Origin of the sequence: Burkholderia sp. AU28863 (assembly GCF_002223195.1) — a bacterium.
Taxonomy (GTDB): domain Bacteria; phylum Pseudomonadota; class Gammaproteobacteria; order Burkholderiales; family Burkholderiaceae; genus Burkholderia; species Burkholderia sola.
On the sequence record NZ_NKFE01000002.1, the window covers coordinates 130233 to 144724 of the forward strand.

Here is a 14492-nt window from a genome sequence, read left to right on the forward strand (position 1 = left end):
GCAGCCCTGACTAGCTGCCGCGTCCCAGTTTAAAACCGGGTTTATGGTATTCCACGTGCCCGAGATCCATCATTTTCCATCGGCCGCCCCAGGTCAGGCCGACTTGCTCGGCGACCTGGCCGTACAACTGGTAGCCGCGCATCGCCCACGGATCTTTCTCGGAAATGACCAGCTTGCCGTCGCGCAGGAATGCGTTGTCGGCCGCCAGCCCGAACTGGTGATAACTCTGGAACGCCGCCGCATTGGTCACGTTCGTGCCCATCTGCGCGAGCCGGTTCTGTCGTTCCGGGCTCCGGTAGCCTTCCAGCAGCGCCATTTCATAACCATGTTGTTCGTGCATGATCTTGTAGACCAGCAGCAAACGCGTCCGGAAATCCGGGTCCAGCAGGTTCCAGTCGCGGCTTGCGTCCTTCAGCGCCGGGCGGACCTGCTCGACTTCCTTCGTGGCAAAGACTTCCGGCGGCAACGGCGGCGGCGGCACGAGTTGTTCGCCCTGCAACAGCGCGGCGATCTTCTCGTCGGGCACGCGCGCCGTGTCGTCGTACTGAAATAATTGCCGACCGCGTAACGCAATGGCCACCAATGGCGGCGTCGCAAGAATACCTGCCGACACCATAATCATCAAGCGCCGCCGAACCAGTAAATTTTGCACGTCGCTTAATGCGCCGCGCGTCACGGTTGCCGATTTAACAATCTGACTCCGCGCGCGGGCGGCGCGATCGTTCGCCCGGCGCGTCAGGCGGCCGTGAAGCTGGGCGACCGATTCGAAAACGCTCGCGCGGATACCCGGTAAAAGCAACAGTGCCGCAACCGCGACGGCTAGGGCGAAATAGGCGACGAGTGCGACGGCAATCAAAGAAATCCCCGGAAATTGGAATTGATTGTGTTTTGCAATGCTTGCTCTTAGAATCAGGCTGCTTCAAGAGGCCGGGCTATATTATCGCGGTGAATTAAACCAGGATTCAATGAGACGCTGAATGAGTGCGCCGGAAAATTCAAATTCGAAAACTCCGCCCAGCCTGCTGTCCGATACTAAACCGGCAGGGGAGGGAGGACCTCGGCAGTCGCGCATTCTCGCGGATCTGGAAGGGCGTGTCACGCCGCCCGCCGAGCCGCCGCGCCGTTCGCTGAAGGCGCCGATCGCCGCCGTCGTGGCGTTGGTCGTGGCCGTCGGCGGTTGGGGCGCGTGGCGCATGCAGCAGTCGTCGGGCGAGCGGCCTGCCGCGATCGCGGCCGCGACGGAACCATCGGCGGCTGCGCCGGCCAAGGCCGCACCGGCCAGCGGCGCCGCCGCGCAGGTCGCGCAGAATGGCGCGTCCGCTGCACCGGCCGCGCAACCGGCCACGATCGTCAACGACGATTCGGCGTCCCAGACCGTTGCATCCGCATCGGCGTCCGGCGCATCCGCTTCCGCCGCGGACAACAGCCGCCTGTCGCGCGCGCTCGCCAACGGCGCCGACGAGGGTTCGGGCGCGGCGGCCACGGCCGGCGTCGCCGCAACTGCGGCCGCAGCAGCAGCGGCGACGACCAAGACGGCGAAGGCCGACGCGTCGAAGGGCACGAAGGTCGCGGCCCACGGCAAGACCGACACGAAAACCGATGCGAAGGCCGAAGCCCGCAAGCATCGCAAGGAACAGCAGGCCGAGCTCGCGCAGGCGAAGAAGCGCCGCGAAACGGCGCCGACCCGAACCGCGAAGGCGGGCGCGAAGGACGATCCGGATGCCGATCTGCTCGCCGCGCTCGTCGCGCGCACGAAGCCGGCCGACAAGAAACTCGCCGCTCAGAAGGCGCAGGCCGTGCCCACCAAGACGGCGGCGACCGGCGGCGCGCTGGCGTCGCGCGTGAAGGAGTGCTCGGAGCGCGGTTTCTTCGAGGATCAGCTGTGCCGCTGGCGCGTGTGCGACGGCCACTGGGGCAAGGACCCTGCGTGCCCGAGCGCCGCGCAGTCGGAGACGCGGCAGTAACGCGTGTCGCGCACGCCCCGGCGTCTTCCCTGTCAGCGCCGCCCATTGGGCGGCGCGTTGTTTTCGGAGGCACGGAGAAGCTGCCGGTATGATGCCGCATGACGCTGTCACGAACGCGTCACACCCGTCGGGCATACGTTTCCTTTCTTTTCCCGGCGCGGGCCCGCGACCCGCGATGTGCGGCGCGCCGCGCGCCGCATCACCTTCGACACGATGGACCTGATCGTACAGACTTACGGCGCCGATACGTCCGGCATGGTGTGCGGATTCCGCTTCGTTCCGGGCGGCGCCGGCGCGATGCTCGATGCCGACGCGGCCGCCGCGTGGCTGCGCACGTGCCGCGAGCACGGCGCGGCCGCATCGGGCGATTTCGTCTGGCTGCATTTCAATCTCGCGCACGGCGCGAGCGAGCGCTGGATGCGCACGCATCTCGGGCTGCCCGACAGCTTCTTCGAATTCCTGCACGAAGGCTCGCGCTCGACGCGCATCGAGCAGGAGGACGGCGCGTTGCGCGCGATCGTCAACGACGTGATGTTCAACCTCGAACTCACGCCGTCGGAGATCGCGACGCTGTTCGTCCACGTCGAGCGGCGCATCATGGTGACCGCGCGGCTCAAGCCGCTGCGCTCGGTCGACACGCTGCGCGCGTCCGTGCGCGACGGCGAGCGATTCCGCTCGCCCGCGGAGCTGCTCGTGCATCTGCTGCGCGATCAGGCCGACCTGCTGATCCAGATCATGCGGCGCACGAGCATCGACGTCGATCGCATCGAGGATCGCTTCCTGTCGCAGCGGCTCACGTCGAGCCGCATCGAGCTCGGCGCGATGCGCCGCACGCTCACGCGGCTGCAGCGCATGCTCGCGCCGGAACCCGGCTCGATCTTCCGGCTGCTCGCGAAGCCGCCCGCGTGGCTGCACACGGAAGACGTGCAAGAGCTGCGCGAGTCGACCGAGGAATTCTCGCTGGTGCTCGCCGATCTGGCGGGGCTCAACGAGCGGATCAAGCTGCTGCAGGAAGAGATCGGTTCGCGCCTCGACGAGCAGAACAACCGGACGCTGTTCACGCTGACGCTCGTCACCGTGATCGCGCTGCCGATCAACATCGTCGCGGGCTTCTTCGGGATGAACGTCGGCGGCGTGCCGTTCTCGGAGAACAAGCACGGTTTCTGGCTGATGGTGCTGCTCGTTGCCGGCTTCACCGCGCTGGCCGCGTGGTGGGCGTTCCGACGCCGCGACGATCGCTAGCGCCGCATCGGGCGACGCATCAACGCATCAACGCAGCAGCGCGATCGCGCGTTCGCCGATCACCATCCCGAGCAGGCCGACGAGCGCGACGAGCGGCGGGGCCGGCGAGCGTACGTGCAGCAGCGCGTACAACACGCCGACGCCGATGCCCACCGCGAGCGAGGTCACGTAATCCATCATGGCGGTCTCCCGTAGGTTCGGTGTCAGGGCTTGAGGATGACGCGCTCGCGCGCACCGGCCAGCACCGCGCGATACGCGTCGTGCGCACGCTCGAGCGGATACACGTAGTCGTCGCCGATCGGAAACGGGCGCAGCGTGCCATTGCCGAAGCCGGGCGCGAGCGTGTCGAGGATCTGCGCGACCGCGGCCGCGCCGAGCTGCAGCGAATCGATGCCCACGAACGTATGCTGGCCGCGATAGAACGAGAAGATGTCGAACGGCACGCTGCGCTCGATCGTCGAGATGAAGATCTGCCGCGCGCCGATCGCCATCGACGCGTTCGCCGCTTCGAAATACGGGCTGCCGACCGTGTTGTAGACGACGTCCGCGCCGTGGCCGCCGGTCAACTCGCGCACCGCGTCGGCCACCGTCCGGCTCGACGCGTCGATCATGTGGACGTCGCCCGACGCGTGGCCGCGATAGTCGCCGGGCCCGCGCTCGACGCCGATCACGGTCGCGCCGCGCGCGCTGGCGAGCTGGATCGCGGCCTGACCGACCTTGCCGTTCGCGCCGAACACGAGCACGACGTCGTCGGCCGTCGGCATGCCGGCCCGGCGCAAGCCTTCGTACGCGGTGACGAACGGCACGCCGACGCCGGCCGCCTCGTCGAGCGTCAGCACGCCCGGCTTGCGGCGCACGTGCGCGGCGTCCAGCACGAGCCATTCCGCATGCGAACCGTCGCGCCCGACGCCGAGATCGCCGCCCGAGCCCCACACCGGCGCGCCGATCCAGTCGTCGGGGCCGCTGCGCACGATGCCCGCCCAGTCGCGCCCGGGCGTGCGCGGCCACACCGCGTGCGGCATGCGGCCGAGCGCGGCCTTCACGTCACTCGGGTTCACGCCGGCCGCGCGCACCTCGATCAGCATCTGGCCGTCGGCCGGTACGGGCGGGGCGATGTCCCGGACCCGCGCATCGAGCGACTCGATGTCGGCGGCGGGGGTGTCGAAGCGGATGCTGCGCATGATGATCTCCGTGAAGTGGCGGCCGCCCGGCCCGGCGGGCCGGCGCGTGCGGCGGATGAAACCGGTGAATGCAGTCTAGTGGGCCCGATTTGACGCGGAAACGTGCAAAGGCGGATGATAGTTTTGCGTTTTCCGCATAGCCAACGCCACAGGCTCCGAATGGACGACTTCCTTTCCCCGCACCTTGCGCTGTTCGTCGACGTGGTCGACCAGCAGAGCTTCTCCGCGGCCGCGCGCCGGCTCGGCGTCGCCGCGTCGTCGGTCACGCGGCGCATCGACCGGCTCGAGACGCAGCTCGGCATCCGCCTCCTGCATCGCACCACGCACGCGTTGCGGCCGACCGAGGCCGGGCAACTGCTGTACGGGCGCGCGACACGCATGCTGGCCGAGCTGCGCGGATTGCAGGAAGACCTGCACAGTCAGCACGACGAACCGGGCGGGCTGCTGCGCATCGACTGTCCGGCGCCTTTCGGCCGGCGGCACCTGATGGCCGCGCTGGCCGCGTTCATGCAGCGCCATCCGGCGCTGCAGGTCGATCTCGTGCTGACCGACAGCATGGTCGACCTGCAGGGCGCGCGCCTGGGCTCCGACGTCGATCTCGCGGTGCGCATCGGCCCGCTCGAGGACACGCGTTTCGTCGCGACGGTGCTGGCGCCGCAGCGGCGCGTGCTGTGCGCGAGCGCGGCCTACCTCGCCCGCCGCGGCGAGCCCGCATCGCCCGACGCGCTCGCCGGCCACGACTGTCTCGCGTGGCATGGCGCGCCGCCGCCCGGCGCATGGCGCTTCGGCGAGCGCCGTCACGCGCCGGCGCAGCCGCGGTTTCGCAGCAATCATTCGGAAGCGTTGCTCGAGGCGGCGATCGACGGGCTCGGTCTCGCGCACCTGCCAACCTGGCTCGTGGCGGACGCGCTGCGCGACGGACGGTTGCGCGCGCTGTTGCCGCAGTACGCGGCGGCGCCCGAGGCGGCGACGATTCACGTGCTGCGCCAGCAGCCGCGCGGCAGTGCGCGCACGTCGCGGCTCGTCGCGTTCCTCGCCACGTGGTTCGCGCAGCCGGCGTGGGATGCCGCGTGGGCGTGACGGCCGGCGAACGCCGTGCCGCATGAAAAAAGGGCCTCGCATGCGAGGCCCGTCAACAGGTCGGAGAAACCGGTACGCCGGCCGGCGCCGCGGGTCGCGCGGCACCGGCCGGAGCCGCACCGTTACTGCGTCACTACCTTGCGCGGCTTGAAGAGGCCCTGGTATTGCCGTGCCGGGCGTTCCTTCGTCACCGGTTCGATGCCGCCGAAGGTCGGCGTCTGGCGCAGCTTCATCGCGGCGGGCGAAGCGACCGAGCCGATCGACGTCGAGCGCGAGGCCGGCGCGAGGTTGTTCGCGACCAGCAGCGCCGCTTCGCTCTTCAGGTTCTCCAGCAGCACCGGATCGGTCGAGCTGTTCACCTGCGTCAGCAGCCCGCTCCAGGCCGCGTCGCTGTAGTTCACGACGTAGTAGTCGAGACCGCTCGGGTCGGCGACCACGCCCGTGCAGCCGTCGATCCGCGTCTGCGCCTGCGTATCCTTCAGCGCGAGCGTCGTGCGTTTCGCGAGGCCCTGGCCGTACGCGAGCGTGATCGGCACCGTCCACTGCAGGCCCGGATACGCGTTCTTGTTCGGGAACGGCTGCTGTTTCAGCGTGACGATCGTCTGGTTCTTCGTCATGTCGCACTGCGTGTCGAGCGAGATCAGCGGCACGCCGGTCTGACGCACGTAGCTGTCGCCGATCGGGCCGACCGACTGGCCGCTCTCCTTCGACAGCGCGTCCCACAGACGCTTCGGCGTCCCGTTGCCGAACGAGTAGTCGACCAGGTATTGCTGCAGGCCCTTGCGGAGCGTCTGCTCGCCGAGATAGTTCTCGAGCGTCTTCAGCACGTGGCCGCCCTTGTCGTACGTGAACGCGCTCGCGCTCAGCACGAAGTCGTTCGACGCCCAGTCGTTGAAGTTCGGCGCGACCGGGAACGCGTTCGGGCCGATGTCACGATTGATCACGCGATACTTGTTCTTCACCTGGTCGAGCCAGCTGAACTCGTCGGGGAAGAACTGGATCGTCGTCTTCGTCTCGAAGAACGTCGCGAACGATTCGTTGAGCCACACGTTGTCCCACCAGTCGGTCGTCACGAGATCGCCGAACCACTGGTGCGCCACTTCGTGCGTCAGCACCTCGTTGCCGTAGCGCGACATCGGCTGGCCCGGCTGCGGCAGGATGTCGTCGGCGAACTCGAGGATCGACCCCCAGTTCTCCATCCCGCCGAAGTTCAGGTCCTTCTGCTCCTTGAACGCGTCGTTCGCGGCCACCGTGTCGAACTTCGTCAGCGGCAGCGGGATGCCCGTGTAGCGGTAGTAATAGTCGAGCGCCTGCTTGGTGCGGTCCATCGCCGGCTTCGCCCAGTCGCTCATGCCCGGCGGCGTGAACACGCGCAGGTGCAGGCCGCCCTTGCCGCCCGGCAGCGGGCTCGTGAAGTCGTCCTCGTAGGTGTCGAACAGGCCGCCGCCGAAGAACAGCAGGTACGACGGCATCGGCGGCGTCTTCTCGAACTGCACGAGCTTGTAGCCGCCGCCGACGTTGGTCGACGGTTTCTCGGCCGCGTTCGACACGACGCGCCAGCTTTGCGGCACTTCGGCCGTCACTTCATAGGTCGGGCGGAACGCCGGCTCGTCCCAGCCCGGGAACCACTGGCGCGACAGGTTGGTTTCGCCCTGCGTCAGGATCGCGCCGCTCGTCTTGCCGTCGGTGCCCTTCAGGTCGACGCGGAATACGCCCTCCGCGGCCGAGCAGCCCGGATACGGATCGTCGCCGCAGCTGCCGCCCGTCTGCGTGGCCGGATCGTCGTACGACTTGAAGTTGATGATGCCCGACCACTCCATGTGCAGCGAATAATTGCCCGGCGCGATCGTGCCGGCGGCGGGGCGCAGCTGATAGAAGTCGCCCTTGTCCTGCGGCGTCGCGATCAGCTGGATGTTGCCCGGCTGCAGCGTGATGCGGCCGTTGGTGAACTTGATCCGGTGGCCGGCGATCACGATGTTGTTGACCGGCTTCAGCACCTTGATCTCGACGTCGGCGCGGCCGTCGAACGCGTCCAGCGCGTCGTTCGGGCGGAACCACAGCCGGTAGTTCACGGGCACCACCGTGTCCGGCAATTCGACAGGCGAGACGCTCTTGTCGACATTCGATGCGCTCGGCGGCGCGGTGACGGCGGGCGACGAGCCCGTATGCGGCGCGCCGGCGGAGCTGAGTGCGGAAGCGGAGCCTGCACCGCCGTCGTCGCCGCCGCACCCGGCTAGCGCGAGTGCGGCGACGAGCGGCAGATAACGCATCTTGCGAATATGAATCGACATGACTGAAACCTCGATTGTTGAAAGAATCGTTCAGTGCTGCGAAAACGCCGGCAAAAGCAATCCCCTCGCCGTTTAATCAACAGCGAAAAAATGCCAATGACGGATTATTCGAAAAAGACGGCGGCCGACTACGTGAAGGTAATCATGGTTTACTGCCCCCTCTGGATTTCCGGATGTCGTTTAACTGGCCGGTTCAAAATGGCCGGGCGCGTGTTGTACTGAATTGATTTCGCGCGCACGACACGGGGCCGCACGCCCGGCACGGGCGCGCAATCCCTTTGAACCGACGACCTACGGGGCTGGCCGGGCCAGGCCGCAGGACGGATGGACAGCGTATCGCCGTCCCGTAAATTCGCCGTCATGCGGCTTCAAGGTTTGTCGGCTTGCTCCAAGGATGCGTAAATATACTTGATGGTTTTGGGTAAAGGAAACGAAAAATTTAGAAAGAGCATCTATTGAAATCCGGGCGCTTCATTGAATGCTGGAAGTCATTAATGCGCTTTCCGTTTGTCCGGCAATTTCGTAGTTTTAATCTATTAACGATCTCGCGCTGCCGCGGAAACTACGAAATCCCGTGACGGGCGGCACGGCCGGTACAGGCACGGTCGGTACAATGCACCGACGCGCCCCGTTCACCGATTGCCGCGAGGAGGCCTTCCCATGCCGCGAACCCTGTCCCGTTTCGCGCCGCTGCGCGCCGTGCTGCTGCTGTTCGCGGCCGTGTTCCTGCTGGGCGGTTGCGCGGGGCTCATGCGCGAGCCGGTGCGCGTGTCGGTCGCCGGGCTCGACCCGCTCGTCGGGCAAGGTCTCGAGATGCGCTTCAGCCTGAAGTTGCGCGTGCAGAATCCGAGCGATGCGCCGATCGACTACGACGGCATCTCGGTCTCGCTCGACCTGAACGGCACGCCGTTCGCGAGCGGCGTCAGCGACCGGGCGGGCACCGTGCCGCGGTTCGGCGAGGCCGTGCTCGACGTGCCGGTTTCGGTGTCGGCCTTCGCGGCCGCGCGGCAGGCGTGGAACCTGCCCGGCGCGGCCGCGAACGGTGAGCTGCCGTATGCGCTGCGCGGCCGGCTCGCCGGCAGCGGGCTGGGCACCGTGCACTTCAACGACGCGGGCACGCTGCGTCTGCCGAGCCTGCCGGGGTGGGGCGGATAGATCGTGCGGCCAACTTAAACGTCGGTCAAATGTGTCGGAAAATTCACCATTTGACAGTCTTTAACGTCTATTTCCCCCGAATGTCGACTTTTGTCGGCGCACCCCCTTACACTTGCCGATGTCCGAGGGTCGGACATTCTTTTAGGGGAACGCCATGGCGGCAAAATTCGAGCTCAAGAAGGCCACGAACGGCCAGTACTACTTCCACCTGAAGTCGGCGAACGGCGAGATCATCCTCGCGAGCGAGCGGTACGAGGAGAAAAGCGGCGCGAGAAACGGGATCGCGTCCGTGCGGGAAAACGCGCCGCTCGATGAGCGCTACGAGCGCAAGCTCGCCCACAACGGTGAGCCCATGTTCAACCTGAAGGCAGCGAACCACCAGGTCATCGGCACGAGTGAAACGTACAGCAGCGCGCAGGCACGCGACAACGGCATCGCGGCCGTCAAGCGCGATGCGCCCGTGGCGGAAACCGTCGATCTCGCCTGATTGACGGCGGCGCCGCGACGGATGCCTTCGGGCCATCGTCGCGGTGCCTGTTTTTGCCGGGTCGGGCAAAGCGCGGTATGGTGTGGTCCGCGCGGTGAATTCTCGCCGCCGTTGAAGCCAACCGTACCGAGTTCGCGTGACCGATTTCCCCCTTTTCCACTGGACCGACGCCGACGGCGTCGATCATGCCGTGCGCTGGCGCTCCGAAGCCGGCGTGCAACCGCCGAAGCGCGCGGTGCCCGCCGACGACCGCCTCACGGCCGATGCGGCCTACCGCCTCGCTTGCGAGGGCACCGCGCTCGTCTGGCAGGGCGACTTCCAGAATGCGCGCCAGCTCGTGCAGGCGATGGCGCGCCGTGTCGAACGCAAGCCGAAGAAGGCGAAGGCCGGGGCCGGCGTCGAGGCGTTCAACCTGCATCGTCTCGCGCAATCGCAGCGCGCCCGCACGCTCGGCATGCTGCTGATCCCGCTCGACGCCGATTACACGATCCCGCTGCGCCGCGCGCCCGACGTGCGGGCGGCCTGCGAGGAGGCGTACGGCCCCGGCGGTGTGCCGTCGGTCGTGTCGCTGCGCGAACTGCTCGGCCTCGTCGGCGCGCACGAGTGGCGCAAGAAGGGTGTGCCGATTCCGGCGCTCGGCGGCGCGCCGATCCATCCGCACTACGGCGTGTTCTCGCCGGTGCGCGGCGAATACGTCGAGCTCGTCGCGCGTGCGCCGCTGCCGGCGACGTCGCTCGCGTTCGATATCGGCACGGGCACCGGCGTGCTGGCGGCGGTGCTCGCGTCGCGCGGCGTCGAGCGCATCGTCGCGACCGACCAGGATCCGCGCGCGCTTGCCTGCGCGCGCGAGAACGTCGCGCGGCTCGGCCATGCGGGCCAGGTCGAGATCGTCGAGGCCGACCTGTTTCCCCCCGGCCGTGCGCCGCTCGTGGTCTGCAACCCGCCGTGGGTGCCGGCCCGGCCGAGCGCGCCGATCGAATACGCGGTCTACGACCCGGACAGCCGCATGCTGCGCGGTTTCCTCGCGGGGCTGGCCGCGCATCTGGAGCCGGGCGGCGAGGGCTGGCTGATCCTGTCCGATTTCGCCGAGCATCTCGGGCTGCGGCCGCGCGACACCTTGCTGCAGTGGATCGACGAAGCCGGTCTCGTCGTGCTCGGCCGCGACGACATCCGTCCCGCGCATCCGAAGTCGGCGGACGCCGACGATCCGCTGCATGCGGCGCGTCGCGCCGAGGTCACGTCGCTGTGGCGGCTCGGCGCCCGGGCCTGACCGCATATTTTCGGTAAACTACCGCCATTCCTCACGAATTTCCGCCGCCGGGCCGTGGTCGACCGACCGTGGCCCGGCGTCGCTTCACGATGTCGAACAAGACCCACGAAATCCGCCCGGAGCAGTCCGTCGAGCTGCTGAAGGAACTGCACATCCTCACCCGCGACGGGAAGCTGAACCAGGACAGCCGCCGCAAGCTGAAGCAGGTCTATCACCTGTTCCAGTTCATCGAGCCGCTGCTCGCCGGCGTGCAGGCCGACAAAGGCCACGTGACGCTCGTCGATCACGGCGCCGGCAAGTCGTATCTCGGTTTCATCCTGTACGACCTGTTCTTCAAGCAGCAGCCGGGGCACGGCACGCCGGCGTTCGCGTCACACGTGTACGGCATCGAGACGCGCGAGGAACTCGTCACGCGCTCGACCGAGCTCGCCGCGCGGCTCGGGTTCGGCGGCATGTCGTTCCTGAACCTGTCGGTCGCCGATTCGATCACGTCGCCGCGACTGCCCGACACGGTCGACGTCGTCACCGCGCTGCACGCATGCGACACGGCGACCGACGACGCGATCCGCTTCGCGCTCGCGAAGCGCGCGCAGCACATCGTGCTGGTGCCGTGCTGCCAGGCGGAAGTCGCGGGCGTGCTGCGCAGGAACAAGGGCAAGTCGCTCGCGAATGCGCTGACCGAGGTGTGGCGGCATCCGCTGCATACGCGCGAATTCGGCAGCCAGATCACCAACGTGCTGCGCTGCCTGCAGCTCGAGGCGCACGGCTACCAGGTCAGCGTGACCGAGCTGGTCGGCTGGGAGCATTCGATGAAGAACGAGCTGATCATCGCGCAGTACAAGAACCTGCCGCGCCGCAAGCCGGGCGAGCGGTTGAACGAAATCCTCGCGATGTTCGGGCTCGCCGAGCTGAACGAGCGCTTCTTCGTCGCGCAGGCCGCCGCGGCGGGCGACGCCGCCGTCGAGCCTGCCGAAGGCTGACGCGCGGGCAGCGCGCCCGCCCGCCGCATCACACGTCGTCGCCCGGCCGGCGCATCCATTCGCGCCAGCCCTCGTGGCCGAGGCGGCGCAGCGTTTCCTGATTCTTTTCGTAGATCGCGGACGCGTCCGGAAACGCGTCGACCGCGCGTGCGATGCTGTCCTCGCGCAGCAGGTGCAGGATCGGATAAGGCGCGCGGTTCGTGTAGTTCTCGATGTCGTCGGGTTCGGTGCCGTCGAATCGGTATTGCGGATGGAAGCTCGCGATCTGCAGCACGCCGTCGAGCCGCAATTGCCGCACGAGCCGCTCGGCGAAGAACAGCGCATCGTTGTAGTCGACGAAATCGGCGAACGCGTGCGGGTAGATCACGAGCGTCGTATCGACCTGCTGCGGGTCCGCCGCTTCCAGCGCGCGCAGCTCGGTTTCGAGTTCGGCGAGCGCGTCTTCCAGCGTCGTCGCTTCGCTGATCGCGTAGCGCACCTGTTCCTTCACATAGACGCTTTTCGCGAACGGGCACAGGTTGAGTCCGATCACCGCACGCGCGAGCCAGTGTCGCGTGGCGGCGAGGATGTCGTCGTGCGAGTCGGGGCGGGTGTCGATCATCGTGATACCAGTCGGGCGGAAGGGCGAAGAGGGCCGCATTGTAGCCGGCGCGCCGGGGACGCACGCGCGCGGCCCGTCACGCGCAGGCCGCTTCGATCAACTGCGTGACGAGCGCGGGTGCGGTGCCGATCGGCGTTTCGCCATGCCGGTAGGTCTGGCTCGCCGCATAGATGCCTTCGACCACCAGCGCGAGCGCATCGGCGAGCGCCTTCGGCTGTCGCGCGCCGGCGCCTTCGCACAGCGCGACGAGGCGTTTCATCAACTGCTCCTTGTTCTGCGCGACGCGTTCGCGCGCCGGGTGCGACGCATCCGGGAATTCGGCGGCGACGTTGACGAACGGGCAGCCGCGGTAGTCCTTTTGCGTCGCACGCTCGGCGAGATCGACGAAGTACTGGATCAACTGCGCCTTCGGCTGCCCCGGATGCTTCGCGGCGCTCGTGTCGAGCCGCTCGAAGAAGCATGCGTCCATCCGTTCCAGATACGCGAGGATCAACTCGTCCTTCGACGAGAACTGGCGGTACAGGCTCATCTTGTTGACGCCCGCGCGTTCCACCACCGCCTCGACGCCGACCGTTCGCACCCCTTCCTTGTAAAACAGCTCCTCGGCGGCACGCAGCAGGTGCTCCTGCGCGGTGGCGCCGTCGATCGGCCGGCGCGTGCGCCGCGCCAGCGGTTTGGCGACCTCGATGCCCGACATGATGACCCTCGACTACGTAATGGATTGCTTGACATGTTACCGACTGGTAACTACGATCGCAACACAGTTGTGACCGGTCGGTAACAATCGCGGCCGGATCGACAGACGAATGCCAAGCGTCGGCCCGGGTCAGCCGATGTTGAAATGCGCGGCGGAGGTGGCCTGATCGGGGCGGAGCGGGTGCGACGACACCGGAACGCCAACTGGAGAACATGAAGATGAACTGGGCGGTGACACGAATCGGCGGGCGCTTCCATTACGGGTGGCTCGCGGCGGCGGTGGTATTCCTGATCCTGCTGGCGGCAGCCGGCACGCGCGCGACGCCGAGCGTGCTGATGGTGCCGCTCGAACGCGAGCTCGGCTGGAGCCGCGCGGCGATTTCGCTGGCAATTTCGGTGAACATCGCGCTGTACGGCCTGACGGGCCCGTTCGCGGCCGCCGCGATGCAGCGCTTCGGGTTGCGCCCGACGATCCTCACCGCGCTCGTGACGATGAGCGCGGGCGTTGCGCTGTCGTCGATGATGACGCAGAGCTGGCAGATGGTGGTGATCTGGGGGCTGATGGTCGGCTGTTCGACGGGCGTCGTCGCGCTGACGCTGTCCGCGACCTTCGTCACGCGCTGGTTCCATGCGCGGCGCGGCCTCGTGATGGGAATTCTGACCGCGAGCACGGCCACCGGCCAGCTCGTGTTCCTGCCGATGCTCGCGGCGATCGCGCAGCGCCACGGCTGGCGGCCGGTCGTGCTGGTGGTCGCGGTGGCGGCGGCGATCGTGATTCCGCTCGTCGCGTTCCTGCTGCCCGAGCGGCCGGCCGACGTGAAGCTGCGCCCGTACGGCGAGCCGGCCGATACGCCGGCGGCGCCCGATGCGACGAAGGAGAACCCGCTCGCGGTCGCGTTCCGCACACTGCTGATGGCGAGCCGCTCGCGCGACTTCTGGCTGCTGTTCTTCAGCTTCTTCATCTGCGGCGCGAGCACCAACGGCTATGTCGGCACGCACCTGATCGCGATGTGCAGCGACTACGGGATGACCGAAGTGCAGGGCGCGTCGCTGCTCGCGGCGATGGGCGTGTTCGACCTGTTCGGCACGACGCTGTCGGGATGGTTGTCCGATCGTTACGACAACCGCGTGCTGCTGTTCTGGTACTACGGGTTGCGCGGGCTGTCGCTGATCTACCTGCCGCATGCGTTCGGGATCGATTTCTTCGGGCTGCCGCTGTTCGCGATGTTCTACGGGCTCGACTGGATCGCGACCGTGCCGCCCACCGTGCGGCTCGCGACCGACGTGTTCGGCAAGGCCGCGGCGCCGGTCGTGTTCGGCTGGATCGTCGCCGGCCACCAGCTCGGCGCGGCATTCGCGGCGCTCGGCGCCGGGCTGCTGCGCGCGAGCCTCGGCACCTACACGATCGCGTCGATGATCTCGGGCGGGCTGTGCATCGTCGGCGCGCTGATCGTGCTGCGGATCAATCGCGGCCCGTCGCGCGCGGCCGCGCAGGCGGCCTGAGCGCGGCCGACCGGCCGGCCGCACGCGCTGCGGCCGGCCATT

15 protein-coding genes are annotated in these 14492 nt (G+C 67.7%); 9 read left to right on the plus strand and 6 right to left on the minus strand.

Going from position 1 to position 14492, the window contains the following annotated elements; genetic code table 11:
- Positions 1-10 precede the first annotated feature (10 nt).
- Positions 11-856 (minus strand): M15 family metallopeptidase, encoded by an 846-nt coding sequence (locus CFB81_RS01975; RefSeq protein ID WP_069619463.1) that lies wholly within the window; start codon positions 854-856, stop codon positions 11-13.
- A gap of 121 nt (positions 857-977) precedes the next feature.
- Here CFB81_RS01975 and CFB81_RS01980 point away from each other — a divergent pair, with 121 nt between their 5' ends.
- Both CFB81_RS01980 and CFB81_RS01985 read left to right on the plus strand, forming a co-directional pair.
- On the plus strand, positions 978-1964 hold the full coding sequence (locus tag CFB81_RS01980) for a phage tail protein (RefSeq protein ID WP_069619464.1): 987 nt from the start codon (positions 978-980) through the stop codon (positions 1962-1964).
- 213 nt (positions 1965-2177) lie between these two features.
- Positions 2178-3206: a transporter gene (locus CFB81_RS01985; protein WP_089434492.1), complete on the plus strand. Its 1029-nt coding sequence runs from the start codon at positions 2178-2180 to the stop codon at positions 3204-3206.
- A gap of 27 nt (positions 3207-3233) precedes the next feature.
- Here CFB81_RS01985 and CFB81_RS01990 read toward each other — a convergent pair whose 3' ends face one another.
- Positions 3234-3383, minus strand: a complete 150-nt coding sequence (locus CFB81_RS01990) for a DUF1427 family protein (protein WP_252996640.1) — start codon at positions 3381-3383, stop codon at positions 3234-3236.
- Positions 3384-3409: 26 nt separating this feature from the next.
- Positions 3410-4387, minus strand: coding sequence for a zinc-binding alcohol dehydrogenase family protein (locus CFB81_RS01995; protein ID WP_089434468.1), 978 nt, complete (start codon positions 4385-4387; stop codon positions 3410-3412).
- Between the two features lie 159 nt (positions 4388-4546).
- On the opposite strand from CFB81_RS01995, the gene CFB81_RS02000 reads away from it, so the two are divergent.
- Positions 4547-5467 carry a LysR family transcriptional regulator gene (locus CFB81_RS02000; protein WP_069619466.1) on the plus strand — a complete coding sequence of 307 codons (921 nt, stop codon included), beginning with the start codon at positions 4547-4549 and terminating at the stop codon, positions 5465-5467.
- A gap of 122 nt (positions 5468-5589) precedes the next feature.
- Here the strand turns inward: CFB81_RS02000 and CFB81_RS02005 are convergent, their stop codons facing one another.
- The gene (locus CFB81_RS02005) at positions 5590-7758 is read right to left on the minus strand and encodes a M1 family metallopeptidase (protein WP_089434469.1); all 2169 of its coding nucleotides are present in this window, start codon (positions 7756-7758) and stop codon (positions 5590-5592) included.
- 14 nt (positions 7759-7772) lie between these two features.
- On the opposite strand from CFB81_RS02005, the gene CFB81_RS36000 reads away from it, so the two are divergent.
- The 5 genes from CFB81_RS36000 (at position 7773) to CFB81_RS02030 (ending at position 11650) form a co-directional block, all read left to right on the plus strand.
- Positions 7773-7985 (plus strand): hypothetical protein, encoded by a 213-nt coding sequence (locus CFB81_RS36000; RefSeq protein WP_179234850.1) that lies wholly within the window; start codon positions 7773-7775, stop codon positions 7983-7985.
- A gap of 433 nt (positions 7986-8418) precedes the next feature.
- The gene (locus CFB81_RS02015) at positions 8419-8913 is read left to right on the plus strand and encodes an LEA type 2 family protein (protein WP_089434470.1); all 495 of its coding nucleotides are present in this window, start codon (positions 8419-8421) and stop codon (positions 8911-8913) included.
- A gap of 154 nt (positions 8914-9067) precedes the next feature.
- Positions 9068-9400, plus strand: a complete 333-nt coding sequence (locus CFB81_RS02020) for a YegP family protein (protein ID WP_069619469.1) — start codon at positions 9068-9070, stop codon at positions 9398-9400.
- A 136-nt stretch (positions 9401-9536) separates the two neighbouring features.
- Positions 9537-10670: a class I SAM-dependent methyltransferase gene (locus CFB81_RS02025; protein ID WP_069619470.1), complete on the plus strand. Its 1134-nt coding sequence runs from the start codon at positions 9537-9539 to the stop codon at positions 10668-10670.
- 89 nt (positions 10671-10759) lie between these two features.
- On the plus strand, positions 10760-11650 hold the full coding sequence (locus CFB81_RS02030) for an SAM-dependent methyltransferase (RefSeq protein WP_069619507.1): 891 nt from the start codon (positions 10760-10762) through the stop codon (positions 11648-11650).
- A gap of 28 nt (positions 11651-11678) precedes the next feature.
- Here the strand turns inward: CFB81_RS02030 and CFB81_RS02035 are convergent, their stop codons facing one another.
- Positions 11679-12251, minus strand: a complete 573-nt coding sequence (locus tag CFB81_RS02035) for a DUF1415 domain-containing protein (RefSeq protein WP_089434471.1) — start codon at positions 12249-12251, stop codon at positions 11679-11681.
- Between the two features lie 76 nt (positions 12252-12327).
- Positions 12328-12948, minus strand: a complete 621-nt coding sequence (locus CFB81_RS02040) for a TetR/AcrR family transcriptional regulator (RefSeq protein ID WP_069619472.1) — start codon at positions 12946-12948, stop codon at positions 12328-12330.
- A gap of 218 nt (positions 12949-13166) precedes the next feature.
- On the opposite strand from CFB81_RS02040, the gene CFB81_RS02050 reads away from it, so the two are divergent.
- Positions 13167-14450, plus strand: a complete 1284-nt coding sequence (locus CFB81_RS02050; protein WP_089434493.1) for an MFS transporter — start codon at positions 13167-13169, stop codon at positions 14448-14450.
- The last annotated feature ends 42 nt before the right edge of the window (positions 14451-14492 follow it).